This is a genomic window from Bacillus sp. WC2503 (assembly GCF_052682895.1).
The window spans coordinates 2,119,974-2,135,100 of the sequence record NZ_JBQYMD010000001.1 but is presented as its reverse complement, the minus strand read 5'-3'; the positions used below and the strand labels follow the sequence as shown (position 1 = coordinate 2,135,100).

Sequence of the window (15,127 nt, the reverse complement as noted above, 5' to 3'; positions counted from 1 at the left end):
AGCTGTTGAGAGTAATCTCAGCAGCTCTTTTTAGTATGTGCATATGTGGTGGAATAATCACGCCAAATTTCATTCATCTTTCGTCTACCAGCATCAATCATTGGATTAAACTGAATCGCAGCATGATGGCGTACGGTGTGAACATGTTGGATTGCTTGTTGTAAGTGTTGTTCAACTGAATTTGATTTTATATTAGCTTGTTTTACGATTGAATATCCAGCGACACTCCCTTGCGCCATCGCGATTTTCCCACTTTCAATCCCAGTAATATTTCCGGCTACAAATAAACCTGGAAGAGAGGTTTCCATTGTTTCGGAATGAAGAGGGACGTGTCCACCTAATTCTGGGATGTAATGGAAAGGGCATCCAGCTACAGCAGCAAGCTCAGCAAGCGGATATAAACCTCCAGCGATACAAACGAAATCTGCCTCATATATCTTCTCTGATCCATTCATAATGTTTCCTTTAGAATCAATAGTAGCAACACGAACACCTTCAACTTGATCTGTTCCAATAATTTCAAGTGCAGCTTTCCGAAGATGAAGTGGTGTCCCGTTTATTTTCATTCCGTTATTTGGATAGAAGGTTAATCCGGCTTTTCGAATCCAATCATATTTCATAAAACGGCTACCTATACGCAAAAAAGCAGAAGGAGCGAGATGAGCTGCATTTAAAAGGGAGTTCAAAACTTCTTCTGGTTCACCCGCTTTTTGGCTTAACTCACTTTTTTCAGGTAGTACGATATGATCCACTTTAATTCCAGCTAATTGCAATTCATTTAAAATGGCGAATGATAAAATGTTAGCACCAATAATGATTCCTTTTTTTCCGACTTGCACGCGATGAACATTTGTCATAACTTGAGCCGCTCCAATTGACATAACTCCTGGAAGTGTCCAGCCAGGAAGGGGGATAGAATACTCCGCAGCGCCAGTAGCAATTAATACGAACGGAGCTTCTAACATACCGATATTTGTATGTACGAACCAAGAACTATCATCTTTATCTAAATTATAGACGGAAACACCGCACCGAATATCGACTGACAGTGATTCGGCTTCTTCGTAAAGACGTTTTGCTTCTTCAATTCCGTTCCACCATTCTCCAGTAGGCTCTTGATGTAACTGTCCTAACAATCTCCCGCCAGGTTTCATAAATTCATCAATAACAAGTACGTTAAGTCCAAAACGTGCACAAGAGATGGAAGCTGATAATCCTGCCGGCCCTGCACCAATAATAATTACATCGATCATCGCTTTTTCACCATCTCTCTCACGATATTTGGATGCTGTTTTCCGCTTTCAACAATCATATCGTTTTCTACAACTGTTAAGCATGCGCGTACATTCGTTTGATTATTTACTGTCACACGGCATTCTGAACAATGACCGATATTACAATAAATACCTCGCGGGTTCCCGCTATCTTCATGTACGCGTAGCGTTCGTATTCCATTTGCTAGCAGGGCAGCAGCAATTGTTTCATGCCCATATGCTTCATATTGTTGCCCGTTAAATTGAAAAGTGATGCGCTGACTATTATGTAAACTACCTAAAATAGGGTGATGTGTAATTCTACTCATTTATTATCACCTACCGCTCCAAAGGTAACAGCACGTATTGGTGGTTGATATTTTAACGGTATTTCATTAGGAGTTACGTCAGGATTTGCACTTTCAATCATTCGATCTAACATCATTCTACATGTGCGGCCACCGCAAAATCCCATACCGGCACGTGTTCTTAGTTTTAATTCTCTTGCCGAGCATTTATATTCAGCAATTGTCGATTGAAGTTGTCCGTATGTAATCTCTTCACAACGACAAACAATTAAGTTCTCTTTATTCGTCATATGTATTCCTCCTCTAGTTCGGTTTGCACAAATTATAATGCAAAAACTATGCCAATATAGAGGAGTTAAGAATTATCCCGCATTAACGGGCAGTAAGACCCCACCGCAAAATCCAGCGAAAGTAAAGAAGTTAGGAGGGGGATCAACTGCCCGTAAAAGCCTGATTGGTGAGGGCTGATAATCAAGTGGGGATGAACAAAACCCCCACTGATTAAAGTTTCACTTTATTGTAACCCAAGTTTTTTTAAACGATTATATAAAGTGGCTCGCGTTACCCCAAGTTTTTTCGCACATTCTAATTTATTCCCCTTTAAAATGTGTAAAGCTCTTTCAATTACTTTTTTCTCATGCTCAACCATCTCTTCTTGTAAAGAAAGAATCGTATGATTATTGCTGAGTAATAGGGAATGAGACGTATGATTGTCTATAGTATCATTTGTATGAAATGGTAAATATTCTTGTTTTATAATACCGTCTGTCGCAAATACGACGAGTCTCTCAACTACATTTCGAAGTTCACGAATATTACCAGGCCAATCGTAATGAAGTAGTTCATGCATAATGCTTGAAGGTAAGTCACGAATAGGTCTGTTATAGTTAATCGAAAAATCGTTTAAGAAAGAGTATGTTAATTCAATAATATCTTCTCGTCTTTCTCGCAGCGGTGGAATCTGTAAGCTAACTACATTTAAACGATAGTATAAATCTTCTCGGAAAGTTCCTTTTCGCATTTCTTCTTGTAAATCACGATTTGTAGCAGCGATAATACGGAAATCAATATTTATTTCTTTCTCTCCACCAACTCGATAATACTTTCTTTCTTGCAATACACGTAAAAGTTTCACTTGCATATCGAGAGGCATTTCACCTATTTCATCAAGGAACAAAGTACCACCTTGAGCGAGCTCTATTTTACCTTTTTTTCCTTTACTATTCGCTCCAGAAAACGCCCCACGTTCATATCCGAATAATTCACTTTCAAATAAAGCTTCTGGAATTGCGCCGCAGTTAATTGAAATGAAAGGCGCCTTTGCTGCCTCACTTGCTTCATGTATTGCTTTCGCAAATACTTCTTTTCCGACACCGCTTTCGCCGAGTATTAAAACGGTTGATTTCACTGAACAGACCTTTCTAGCTAATTGAATAGTCCTTTGTATAACAGGGCTTTTTCCATTCATCGCGAGGAAAGGATCGGATGTATCTTTATATTTTGCTACTTCTTGCTCTAATCGGTGCATTTCATGTGACATATTAAATAGTTTTTCATTCAATACAACTTGATTTGTCACATCTGTTTCTGAAACGACTGCTCCTATAATTTCATCGTTACAGTAAACGGGGTTTGAATTTATTAATACGAACAAATCAGGACGAGGCTGATGGAATTGAGCGATTATACTTTTTCCGTCATGCAATGATTGCAAGATTTCCAAGTCTTTATAATCAAAAAAACGAGTAATTGGTTGTCCAATAATTTCATTATGATTAACCGAAAAGATTTTTTCAGCACCATCTGTCCACGTACGGACACATTCTTTTTCATCAATGACTGTAACAGAAGAATCAGTCGTTTGAATTACAGTGTTATAAAAAGATTGTAGCTCAGTGTAAGACTTATAAAGAAACGGAATCATTTGCTGAGCCGTTATACAACATATTGGCTCTTCGTTTTTGTTAATGATGACAACGGCTAATGCATGTGAAAGTGCATCAATTAAAGTAGTGAACGAGTCGTCCTCATATATATAGCCGCAACTATATTCTTCTGTAGTAGAAGGGAGGTAATAAAATGTCCCATCTACTGTGTTAATGTGTTTCATGCTACTTGTACAATCGATAGACAAAATTTTCATAAACTCTTTGATTGTTGGAAATGAAAATGTCATAGCGTCCTCCTGATATGTATAAAAATTTAGACAGTGATAAAAAAATAATACACCTATTTACGATAAATTTAAAATATTTTTACAAATAAAAATATTATTTATAAAAAGTGTATATATGTAGAGTTGGCACGTCAATTGCATAAAAGAAAATGAGAGATGTAAGTGAAAGGAGGGGTGTTTTGTGAGGCACTGTGACGTTTTAATAATAGGTGGTGGAATTATAGGATGTTCTATTGCATATTACACTTCAAAATACGGAAGAGACGTAACAATCATTGAAAAAGGTGAGTTTGTCAGTGGGACGTCTTCACGATGTGACGGAAACATTTTGGCGATTGATAAAGACCCAGGGTTTGATAGTCAAATGTCATTAGTAAGTCAAAAATTAGTAACAGATTTAAGTGAGGAGTTGGAGCACTCATTTGAATATAGGGCGCCAGGAAGTATTCTAGTCTGTGAATCAGACGAAGAGATGGAGGCAGCGCAGCAATGGGTGAATCGTCAAAAAGATGCTGGGTTACCGTTTCGAATGCTTGATAGGCAAGACATAAGAGAGGAATCACCATTTTTTGCGGATGATTTATTGGGTGGTTTAGAATGCGCAACTGATTCTACTGTAAATCCATATCTCCTTGCATTTTCACTTCTAGCAGAGTCGAAAAAAATGGGTGCGAAAGCGATTAATCATACAGAAGTAAAAGAAATGAAAAGAGATATAGACGGCTCCTTTATTGTAGAAACGACAAATGGGACGTTTACTGCGAAGCAAATTGTGAACGCAGCCGGTGTGTGGGCTCCTAAAATCGGGCAGATGTTAGATGTAAATATTCCAATCGAACCGAGAAAAGGGCATATTATTGTAGCCTCAAGGCAACAACATGTAGGTTGCCGTAAAGTAATGGAATTTGGTTATTTAATTTCTAAATTTGGCGGAAAACGAAAAGTGGATGCTTTAACTGAAAAATACGGGGTAGCTCTTGTATTTGAACCGACAGAAAGCCAAAATTTTTTAATTGGTAGTAGTCGAGAGTTTGTAGGATTTCATACGAGAATTAACAACGAGGTTATTAAATGCATTGCGAACAGAGCAATTCGTTTTTATCCGAAAATGGCAGATATGATGGTGATTCGTTCATATGCCGGCTTACGTCCGTGGACAGAAGATCATTTGCCAATTATTTCACGAGTGGATCATATTCCAAATTATTATATTGCAGCTGGACATGAAGGTGATGGAATTAGTCTTGCGGCAGTTACTGGGAAAGTGATTGAAGAGTTATTAAATGAAAAAGAAACAATTATTCCTATTGAACCACTTCGTTTGAGTCGTTTTACAGAAAGGGTGTTAAACGGATGAGGTCACAAAAAGTCTTTACGACGATTGATACACATACGGGCGGGAATCCAACGAGGACATTAATTAGCGGCCTTCCTAAGCTAATTGGAGAGACGATGGCAGAGAAGATGTTACATATGAAAAAGGAATATGACTGGATTCGCAAATTGTTAATGAATGAGCCGCGTGGTCATGATGTAATGTCTGGAGCATTGTTAACAGATCCATGTCATCCTGAAGCTGATATAGGCGTTATATACATAGAGACAGGTGGATATTTACCGATGTGTGGTCACGATACAATTGGTGTGTGTACAGCTTTAATTGAATCAGGTTTAATTCCAATAGTTGAACCGATTACTTCTTTAAAGCTTGATACACCAGCCGGCTTAGTTGAAGTGGATATTACTGTTCAAAATGGAAAGGCGAAAGAAGTTTCATTCTGTAACATACCAGCTTTTTTACTGAAAAATATTACTGTACAAGTCGAAGGAATTGGAACTGTAGAGGCTGATATTGCGTATGGAGGAAATTTTTATGCCATTATCGATGCGAAGTCAGTTGGTTTAGAGTTAGTACCAGAAAATGCATCCATAATTATTGATAAGGCGATTCATATTCGAAACTCAATAAATGAGAAGTTTGAAATTATTCATCCAGAGTATTCGTTTATAAAAGGATTAACACATGTTGAATTTTATACAGATCCTACTCATAAAAGTGCGCATGTGAAAAATACAGTTGTTGTTCCGCCAGGAGGAATTGATCGATCTCCATGTGGTACAGGAACATCAGCGAAGTTAGCTGTATTATACGCTCATAAAAAAATCGACATCGATGAAGAATTTGTTCATGAGAGTATTGTAGGTTCACTATTTAAAGGGTGTGTCATGAATACAACATATGTAGAAAATATTGAAGCGGTAGTAACAAAGATTACCGGCTCAGCTTGGCTTATGGGGATGCATAGATTTTTCTACAATGAAAAGGATTCACTGAAAGAAGGCTTTTTGCTAATTCCGCCGATGGAACATGAAACGGAGGATGTAAAATGAACATTCAAAAAATGTATACAGCAGTAGATGTGCACGTAGCTGGCGAAGCGTTTCGTGTAATAAAGGACGTACCATGCAAATACTACTACAGTTTAGAACATTTAAATGAACAATTTTCAGGCGAATTAGCAGAAGAAATGCAGCTTTTATTAAATGAACCACGTGGTTTTATTGGGTTAAATGGATGTATTGTCGTTCCTTCTATTCATAAGGAAGTTGATGCAGCTGTGTTATTTTTTAATCATGAAGGAACCATTCCTCTTCATTATGGAGGTATTGTCGCAGTAATAACGATGTTACTAGAAAGTGGATATTTAAAAAAGAAAGAGTCTAATCAATACAAAATTGAAACGCTATCTGGAATATTTTCAGTTCATGCCTATGTAGTGGATGATGAAGTGATATCGGTGTCGTTTGAAAGTAAACTATGTTATATGGTTGAGAAAGATTTGAAGATTGGTAATATACGTTACTCTCTTATACAGGCTGATAAAGTATATGCAATTGTAGAAAAGGATACGTATCCACCAAAAATTTGTATTGAAAATATCTCTGAATTAAAGAAATGGGGAGAAGCTACACTTCAAGCGATACAAAAACAGTCGCTTATAAAAAGACTTATTTTAGTAGATTCTTCGCAAACAGAAGAGAAACATATAAAGTCGATTACATTTCATGAAGATAACTTTATTGTCCGTTCTCCGGGCTTTGTTTCTACTATTGTGTCCTATGTACATGCGTTATTTAATAATGAGTATATAACGGATAAACCTTTTAAAAATGAAAGCATATTTAATAGCTTTATAACAGTAGAAAAAGTGAAGAAAGAAGAACTAGGATATATTTTCCGTTTTGAGAGTAGAGGTTTTATTACAGGGATGCAGACGTTTCTATTAGACCCTACTGATCCATTTCCAACAGGTTTTTTATTAAAATAAAATGTTAAAGGGAGAGATAAATATGCAAAAAATTAAAGGAGCATTTCCAGTATTAATAACACCAATGGATGAATTTCAAGAGATTGATTGGAAAGGTGTAAAACAAAACGTAAACTACTTTATTGAGCAAAAGGTAGCTGGAATTATTATTAATGGAAGTACAGGGGAGTTTGTTAGTTTATCAAAAGAAGAACGATTTAACATGGTAGAAACAGTATTAAAAGAAGTCGATGGCCGTATTCCAGTCATTGTTGGAACTGCAGCAGAAACGACGAAAGAAACGATTGAATATACGAAACATGCAGAAGCACACGGAGCGGATTGCGCATTAATTATAAACTCTTACTATTGTAAACCAAAGGAAGAGGAAATTTATTTTCATTTTAAAGAAATCTCACACGCTGTAAATATACCAATTATGTTATACAATAATCCATTTACTTCTGGTGTTGATATGAGTACAGAGCTAATGCTTCGAATTGGAAAAGAGTGTGAAAATGTTACACATATTAAAGAGTCTAGTGGAGATATTCGTAAAGCAAGAGATTTAGTAAGACAAGGCGAAGGTGCTTTTCAAGTTTTCTGCGGATCTGAAGATTTAGTTATGGAGTCTTATTTAGTTGGTGCCTCGGGATGGGTTTCAGTTGCAGGAAATATCGTACCAGGACTCGTTACGAAAATGTATGAGCATTTTCAAAATGGTGAATTAGAAAAAGCATGGGAGATAAACGATGCGATTTTACCGCTTTGTGAATTTCTTGAAGGATCAGGGAAATATGTACAAATTGTTAAACGGTCAATGGAATTACACGGGCAAGTTGGAGGACCTTCTCGTTATCCGAGATTAGGATTAACTGAAGTAGAAGATCAAAAGCTTCAAACGATATTATCCGAAATCGCAGCTCATGCAGCTGTTTAAATAGGGAGGCGTGTATATATGTTAACGACAAACATTGTGCTAAAACCAAAAGTGAAAGCGTTTTTAAATGAAGAGATTAAAATGTTTATTAATGGTGAATTTGTTCCTTCTATTAGCGGGAAGACGTTTGAAACATATAATCCAGCAACAGAGGATGTTCTAGCTGTCGTATGTGAAGCACAAGAAGAAGATATTGATGTCGCAGTAAAAGCTGCGAGATTGGCCTTTGAATCAGGCCCTTGGACAGAAATGACTACTGCTGAAAGAGCACATCTTATATATAAACTAGCGGATTTAATTGAAGAACATAAAGAAGAATTAGCACAGCTAGAAGCATTAGATAATGGAAAACCATATCAAGTAGCACTTGAAGATGATATTGCAGCGACGGTTGAAAACTACCGTTATTATGCAGGTTGGGCTACAAAAATTATCGGACAAACAATTCCGATTTCAAAAGATTACTTAAATTACACACGCCATGAACCAGTTGGTGTTGTAGGTCAAATTATTCCGTGGAATTTTCCGCTCGTTATGTCTTCTTGGAAAATGGGAGCTGCACTTGCAACTGGTTGTACGATTGTATTAAAACCTGCAGAACAAACACCTTTATCGTTGCTATATACAGCAAAACTTTTTAAAGAAGCTGGTTTTCCAAACGGTGTTGTAAACTTTGTACCAGGTTTCGGCCCTGAAGCAGGAGCTGCGATAGTAAATCATCATGATATTAATAAAGTTGCTTTTACAGGATCTACTGTTACGGGAAAATATATTATGCGTCAATCTGCAGAAACAATTAAACATGTAACGTTAGAGCTTGGTGGTAAGTCACCAAATATCGTTTTAGAAGATGCTGATTTAGAAGAAGCGATTAATGGTGCATTCCAAGGAATTATGTATAATCATGGCCAAAATTGTAGTGCGGGATCCCGCGTATTCGTTCATCGGAAGCATTATGAAACGGTAGTAGAAGAGTTAGTAAAAAGGGCAAATAATATTAAACTTGGAGCTGGGATGGAAACAGATACAGAAATGGGGCCACTCGTATCTAAAAAACAACAAGAGCGTGTGCTGCATTATATTGAACAAGGAAAGAAGGAAGGTGCTACTGTTGCAGCTGGTGGTGAACGTGCATTTGAAAAAGGCTATTTTGTTCAGCCAACCGTATTCACAAATGCTACTGATGATATGACAATTGTTAAGGAAGAAATCTTTGGACCAGTTGTCGTTGTACTTCCATTCGATTCAACAGAAGAGGTAATCGAAAGGGCAAATCACTCTTCATATGGACTTGCAGCAGGCGTATGGACACAAAATATTAAAACAGGACATCAAGTTGCCAATAAATTAAAGGCAGGAACAGTATGGATTAATGATTATAACTTAGAAAATGCAGCTGCACCATTTGGTGGATATAAGCAATCTGGTATTGGGCGCGAACTAGGTTCCTATGCGCTTGATAATTATACAGAAGTGAAGAGTGTTTGGGTTAATATTAAGTGAAAAACTAGTTTGTGAGAGTCTTGCAGACGATTAATAGTGAGATAAAAGAATGATGAAATAGTATGAGAAGCGGACAACTGGAATGTGGGATAAAGGTTGTCCGTTTTCTTATATAAAAAATTACTTTTTCAAAAGAATGATAAGGGGGATTTGGATGGAAAAGTTAGTAGAGTGGTTAGTGGGGCAAGTATGGAGTATAGGTTTAGTTGTTTTCGCATTAGGAGCAGGAGTGTATTTTACCATTGCGACTCGTTTTTTACAGATTCGTTATTTTAAAGAGATGATTAAGCTACTTTTTGAAGGGAAAAGTTCAGAGACTGGAATATCATCCTTCCAAGCATTTTGTTTGGCTCTATCAGGAAGGGTTGGAATAGGTAATATCGCAGGGGTAGCAACAGCAATAGCTTTTGGGGGACCGGGCGCTGTATTTTGGATGTGGGTGATGGCACTTTTAGGAGCCGCTAGCGCATTTGTTGAATCAACATTATCTCAAGTATATAAAAGTAAAGTAGGAAATGAATATCGTGGCGGTACACCATATTTCATTGAGAAAGGTTTAAAAATGAAATGGTTTGCAGTCATTGTAGCGGTAGTTGTAACACTTTCATACGGCGTTTTATTACCAGGTATTCAATCGAGTAGTATCGCTGTTGGATTTGAAAACTCTAACGGTATTAGTAAATATGTAACAGGTATATTTTTAGTTGTGTTACTAGCAGCGATTATTTTTGGGGGAGTAAAAAGAATTGCTGGTGTGTCACAAATGTTAGTACCTTTTATGGCAATTGGCTATGTAATTGTTACATGCATCATTTTAATTGCAAATGTAACAGAAATTCCAAGTATGTTTGCTTTAATTTTCTCAAGTGCATTTGGTGTAAATGAAATGTTTGGCGGGATCGTTGGTGCAGCAATTGCATGGGGTGTAAAGCGAGCGGTGTTTTCAAACGTTGCAGGTGTTGGAGAGGCAACATATAGTTCGGCTGCTGCAGAAGTATCGCATCCTGCAAAACAAGGGTTAGTTCAAGCGTTTTCTGTATATATCGATACGATTGTAGTTTGTACAGCGACAGCGCTTATGATATTAATAACAGGTATGTACAATGTTATACCTGAAGGGAAAAGTGCAATTGTACAAAATATAGGCAATGTAGAAGCAGGTCCTATTTATACACAACAAGCAGTTGAAACTGTTATGACTGGATTTGGTCCAATATTTATTTCAATCGCAATCTTCTTCTTCGCATTTACAACTTTGCTTGCTTATTACTATATCGCAGAAACGACTCTCACTTATTTAGATCGTGGATTGAAATATGGATGGTTAAAACCAGTTTTAAAAATTGGATTTTTAATTATGGTATACATCGGTAGCGTAGAATCAGCTTCACTTTTATGGAATCTTGGAGATTTAGGAATCGGTAGTATGGCATGGTTAAACCTTATTGCAATCCTATTATTAAGCAAAACCGCATTAAAAGTGTTAAAAGATTATGAGGCGCAGAAAAAAGAAGGGAAAGATCCAGTATTTGATCCTAAAAAAGTAGGAATGGAAGGTTTAACGATTTGGGAAGAGCGAAGTAAAGAGGGAGAAAGGAAAAGTTCTAAAGAAAAAATGTCGGTGGATGATGGGCTGAAACTGTAAACGTGTAAATTTAAAAGTTTAATAAACTGAAAATTCTTTCTATTTTTAAAGTGAGTATTTGTATATATCATTCATTTTATCTCATACTAAAGTAAGTGTAAATAAAATGAATGGAGGATATACGATGGAAAATCAACAATTTGGCTCTATAAATGATGTATTACTTCATTACAAAGAAGGTATTGGGAATTTCACACAACAAATTCCTGAAATTGCAGAAACCTATAACGCTTTTACACAAGCGTGTTTTCAGGAGGGTGCATTAACTAAAAGAGAAAAACAGCTTATTGCATTAGGGATTAGTTTAGCAACACAAGACGAATATTGTACGATTTATCATACAAAGGGATGTATTGACCAAGGATGTTCTGATAAAGAAATTTTAGAAGCTTGTGGTGTTTCGACCGCGTTTGCTGGCGGAGCTGCAATGAGTCAAGCAGTAACTTTAGTACAAGAGTGTATGGTGGAATTAAAAAATCAAAGTCATTAAACTAGAAAACCCTCCTTAAAATATTATTTTAAGGAGGGTTTTCTAGTTTATCCTAATTTTTTTGAAAAAGTTTCAATTGCTTCATATAGTCGATAGCTTTTGTTTTATTTCTTTGCTTAGAAACATATTGTGCCTCGTTTAAATGTCTATAATAATTTTTAAATATTTCTTCAGAAAGAATTCCATCAGACATGGCTTTTTTAACCGCGCATTGTGGTTCATTTGTATGTGAACAGTTAGAAAATTTACATTTCCTAGAGATATCAACTATATCTTCATATCCAATATTTAAGTTACCTTCATGATTTATTAAGTCAAATCCTATTTTACTAATAAGTAATCCCTCCACTTTTAAATGAGTTTTTTAGAAGCATACTTACAAATTGTATCGTTTTTAAGTTATGATTGTTTTAATATTCTGTATTCTTATAAATTGATTTCTCTACATCAGGGAGAAGGGTGTATATGCTCTTCCCAATTAAAGATTCTAATTCATTCTTAATTGTATAGAATCCTTTCCAATGTAAAGAAGTATGAGAGGTTGTGCCATGACGTAAACCAACAGAAACCAATCTTCTTTCAAGCGTAGTAAAACCATCTGCATCAGCGAGAGCGTCGCAAAGAGTAATTACTTTATTGTATAAGTCATAGTCACTATGTTCATTCAATATTTCAATTAACCGGCTTTTCATATAATCAGGAACAAGGCTCCACTCTGCTGCGATATCTATATGCTCATTTTTGCAAGGAAATGAATGCGTCACACATATAACGGCGTTTCCTGTATACCCTAAATCATTCATATACATGTAACCATCATAGGAATGAATAACAGATTTAGTAAAACCTTTATATCTTCCTATATCATGCAGGAGAGCGGCATTATATGCTATATCAACATCTAAGTCATACCCATTTTTTATAAGTTCTACAATTATTTTTTCAGTTGCATTGGCAACATGAATTGAATGTTCGAACCAAGGACCTGGGTTTTGTTCATATGCCCAATCCAGTAATTTTCTTGCGTATTTCCTGTCTAATATATATTTCATATAGTGATCCTTTCTCTAAAAAATCGTATCTTAATTAATTTCATCTTAATATTTAATTATTCCTGCTATAAAAATTGTTAAAATGAAAACAAAAGGGGGAAAAGTAATGCGAAATTTAGTAATTGAAGAAATGAAGCAACTAGAAAATGAGATTGAAGATCTTTCTAAACTTTTGACAACGGTTGTAGATGATGGGGCATCAATTGGTTTTTTACCTCCACTGGAACAAAAAGAAGCAACAAATTATTGGCAAGCGGTATTAGCACCAGAAGTAATATTGTATGTTGCTAAAATAAACAATGAAGTGGCAGGAAGTGTTCAATTACATTTAGTTACAAAGCCTAACGGGACCCATAGAGCTGAGATTTGCAAGTTAATGACTCATCCGAATTTTAGACGTAACGGTATTGGACGTTCACTTATGCAAAAAGCAGAGGAAAGAGCGAAACTAGAAAACAGATCTCTTTTAGTATTAGATACTAGAGAAGGAGACCCTTCCAATAGATTGTACAAGTCATTAGGCTTTCAAGAATCCGGTAAAATACCAGGGTATGCAATTTCTCCGGATGGTGAGTTAGATGCAACGGTTATTTATTATAAAATGATTTAGTTTTTTCTTTTCATTCTTTAACTTCAAATTGAACGTTCAATTTGAAGTCCAGTTTATATAAGAGTTTAACAGGTTTTTAAGAGGTAGTATTAAAATAGGGATTTTGAAGCCATTTGGTGAATAGTAAATGTTAATCTAAAAGATGGAGGTTGCTGTGATGTTGAAACTGTTTCAATATAACTGGCAAGTTCGTGATGATTGGTTTACATGGTGCGAAGACATATCGGCTGAAGAACTAGTAAAGAAACGGGTCGGTGGGTTCGGCAGTATACTACATACCCTATTTCATATTGTAGATGTGGAATATATGTGGATCTTAGGGTTGCGCGGTGAATCAGTCCCTGAGGAACCAGTGTTTGAAGAGTATGCCAGCTTACAAAAAGTGAAAAATCTTTCAGCTCAATACCACGAGAAAGTGAAGCCGTTTGTGACTTCTTGGACAAATGAAATGGATTCTCGGAAACTTTCAAAAGCTGACTTCAAGGAAGAGCCGATTAGCTCAAGAGACGCACCAATTAGGCGCCGAGTCATTGAATGTACAAACGGAGAGTTAATACGTCATGTCATTGTCCACGAAATCCATCATATCGGCCAGTTATCTATATGGGCACGTGAGATAGGAAAGGAGCCAGTTTCCGCAAATCTGAGAGGGAGAGGGCTATTTGATAACTAGACTACCTTTGCCAAATTCGTAATTGCACGCTTTAATGGCACAAGGATCAAGTAATAATCAATCTTTTTCAAAACCCACTTTTTCTATTTATTATTTTATCCAGGTTTATAGAGTTAATGTAATCAAACTTTTTTAAGCGCTACACTGTGATATATAATTGTAAGTAGTTAACAATAAAACGACAAAATAAATAATAGATGTGATAACTGGTAATTAATATACGTGAAGAATTGATATTGTTGTAGTTAAACGAATTTGAGAAAGTTTTTAGAGGGTTCTTTTAGTAATGCTCTTCCACTTATAATGGATGTAGAGAAGATGACTAGGCAACTATAGTTATTTTCGTTTCATTTTTGGGAAGGGGATGAAAGAATGAAAAAGACAAGTTTACAAAAGATGAAAAAGGTTATGTTAAGTGGTGGGATATTACTTACGGGATTATTAACATTTGGATTTTCAGAAAAGGCTTCAGCTCATGGGTATGTAGAATCACCAGCGAGCCGATCTTATTTATGTAAGCAAGGGGTAAATGTAAATTGCGGTCCAGTTCAATATGAACCACAAAGTGTAGAAGGAATAGGCGGCTTTCCGCAATTAGGACCTTCTGATGGACAAATTGCAGGTGCTGGTCATTTTCCTGCTTTAGACGCTCAATCAGTGGATAGGTGGAAGAAAGTTACGTTAAACGGCGGGACGAATACATTCAAGTGGAAACTAACGGCTCCTCATAGTACGAAAGAATGGAAATACTACATTACAAAGAAGGATTGGAATCCAAATATGCCTTTAACAAGATCTAGTTTAGATATAGTGCCGTTCTATGTGAAAAATGATGGCGGAGTTAGACCGGGGACAACAGTAACGCATGAAGCAAATGTACCAACTGATCGTAGTGGCTACCATCTTATTTTAGCTGTTTGGGAGATTGCGGACACTGGAAATGCATTTTATCAAGTTATTGATGTGAACCTTGTGAATAATGGTTTAAATTCCAATTTTGCATTTAACAATGCAGTGCAAGTTCCTACACTATTTTAAATTAAATATACATTTTGATCATCTAATTCATTTTAGATGATCTTTTTTATGAAAAATATAGAGGAAAGTACAATTATTTATAAAAAATTCGGGTTTAAATATTGTCATATTTGCTTCTTTAAGATATCCTT

The 15,127-nt window shown here is 36.1% G+C and carries 16 protein-coding genes; 10 read left to right on the top strand and 6 right to left on the bottom strand.

Features of this window, described 5'->3' with window-relative positions:
• Positions 1-17 precede the first annotated feature (17 nt).
• The 4 genes from ACUN26_RS10900 to ACUN26_RS10885 all read right to left on the bottom strand — a co-directional run bounded on the left by ACUN26_RS10900 (position 18) and on the right by ACUN26_RS10885 (position 3,737).
• The gene (locus tag ACUN26_RS10900) at positions 18-1,253 is read right to left on the bottom strand and encodes an NAD(P)/FAD-dependent oxidoreductase (protein WP_000567614.1); all 1,236 of its coding nucleotides are present in this window, start codon (positions 1,251-1,253) and stop codon (positions 18-20) included.
• Positions 1,250-1,582, bottom strand: a complete 333-nt coding sequence (locus ACUN26_RS10895) for a (2Fe-2S)-binding protein (RefSeq protein WP_000087054.1) — start codon at positions 1,580-1,582, stop codon at positions 1,250-1,252. The genes ACUN26_RS10900 and ACUN26_RS10895 overlap by 4 nt, the downstream gene beginning before the upstream one ends.
• Positions 1,579-1,851 carry a (2Fe-2S)-binding protein gene (locus tag ACUN26_RS10890; RefSeq protein ID WP_000182283.1) on the bottom strand — a complete coding sequence of 91 codons (273 nt, stop codon included), beginning with the start codon at positions 1,849-1,851 and terminating at the stop codon, positions 1,579-1,581. The genes ACUN26_RS10895 and ACUN26_RS10890 overlap by 4 nt, the downstream gene beginning before the upstream one ends.
• A 224-nt stretch (positions 1,852-2,075) precedes the next feature.
• On the bottom strand, positions 2,076-3,737 hold the full coding sequence (locus ACUN26_RS10885) for a sigma-54 interaction domain-containing protein (protein ID WP_000144294.1): 1,662 nt from the start codon (positions 3,735-3,737) through the stop codon (positions 2,076-2,078).
• Between the two features lie 181 nt (positions 3,738-3,918).
• Between ACUN26_RS10885 and ACUN26_RS10880 the strand changes: the two genes are divergently transcribed.
• The 7 genes from ACUN26_RS10880 (at position 3,919) to ACUN26_RS10850 (ending at position 11,623) form a co-directional block, all read left to right on the top strand.
• Entirely contained in the window at positions 3,919-5,094 is a 1,176-nt protein-coding gene (locus ACUN26_RS10880) for an NAD(P)/FAD-dependent oxidoreductase (RefSeq protein WP_001215237.1), read from the top strand.
• A complete protein-coding gene (locus ACUN26_RS10875; RefSeq protein WP_001257494.1) occupies positions 5,091-6,128 on the top strand; it encodes a proline racemase family protein in 1,038 nt (345 codons plus the stop codon). Before ACUN26_RS10880 ends, ACUN26_RS10875 begins: the two co-directional genes overlap by 4 nt.
• On the top strand, positions 6,125-7,066 hold the full coding sequence (locus tag ACUN26_RS10870) for a proline racemase family protein (RefSeq protein WP_001025531.1): 942 nt from the start codon (positions 6,125-6,127) through the stop codon (positions 7,064-7,066). The genes ACUN26_RS10875 and ACUN26_RS10870 overlap by 4 nt, the downstream gene beginning before the upstream one ends.
• A 22-nt stretch (positions 7,067-7,088) precedes the next feature.
• A complete protein-coding gene (gene dapA / locus ACUN26_RS10865; protein ID WP_001169442.1) occupies positions 7,089-7,985 on the top strand; it encodes a 4-hydroxy-tetrahydrodipicolinate synthase in 897 nt (298 codons plus the stop codon).
• An 18-nt stretch (positions 7,986-8,003) separates the two neighbouring features.
• Positions 8,004-9,488, top strand: coding sequence for an aldehyde dehydrogenase family protein (locus ACUN26_RS10860; RefSeq protein WP_000958345.1), 1,485 nt, complete (start codon positions 8,004-8,006; stop codon positions 9,486-9,488).
• A 154-nt stretch (positions 9,489-9,642) separates the two neighbouring features.
• A complete protein-coding gene (locus ACUN26_RS10855; RefSeq protein ID WP_000413790.1) occupies positions 9,643-11,133 on the top strand; it encodes an alanine/glycine:cation symporter family protein in 1,491 nt (496 codons plus the stop codon).
• A 124-nt stretch (positions 11,134-11,257) separates the two neighbouring features.
• Positions 11,258-11,623, top strand: a complete 366-nt coding sequence (locus ACUN26_RS10850; RefSeq protein WP_000431413.1) for a carboxymuconolactone decarboxylase family protein — start codon at positions 11,258-11,260, stop codon at positions 11,621-11,623.
• A gap of 52 nt (positions 11,624-11,675) precedes the next feature.
• Here the strand turns inward: ACUN26_RS10850 and ACUN26_RS10845 are convergent, their stop codons facing one another.
• Entirely contained in the window at positions 11,676-11,972 is a 297-nt protein-coding gene (locus ACUN26_RS10845; RefSeq protein ID WP_000398687.1) for a hypothetical protein, read from the bottom strand.
• 61 nt (positions 11,973-12,033) lie between these two features.
• Positions 12,034-12,675: an HD domain-containing protein gene (locus tag ACUN26_RS10840; protein ID WP_000874099.1), complete on the bottom strand. Its 642-nt coding sequence runs from the start codon at positions 12,673-12,675 to the stop codon at positions 12,034-12,036.
• Positions 12,676-12,781: 106 nt separating this feature from the next.
• On the opposite strand from ACUN26_RS10840, the gene ACUN26_RS10835 reads away from it, so the two are divergent.
• From ACUN26_RS10835 to ACUN26_RS10825, 3 genes are all read left to right on the top strand, one after another.
• Complete coding sequence (locus ACUN26_RS10835; RefSeq protein ID WP_001245264.1) at positions 12,782-13,285, top strand: GNAT family N-acetyltransferase; 504 nt, start codon at positions 12,782-12,784, stop codon at positions 13,283-13,285.
• Between the two features lie 157 nt (positions 13,286-13,442).
• Complete coding sequence (locus tag ACUN26_RS10830; RefSeq protein WP_000915556.1) at positions 13,443-13,958, top strand: DinB family protein; 516 nt, start codon at positions 13,443-13,445, stop codon at positions 13,956-13,958.
• Positions 13,959-14,330: 372 nt separating this feature from the next.
• Entirely contained in the window at positions 14,331-14,996 is a 666-nt protein-coding gene (locus ACUN26_RS10825; RefSeq protein ID WP_000753783.1) for a lytic polysaccharide monooxygenase, read from the top strand.
• Positions 14,997-15,127: the final 131 nt, after the last annotated feature.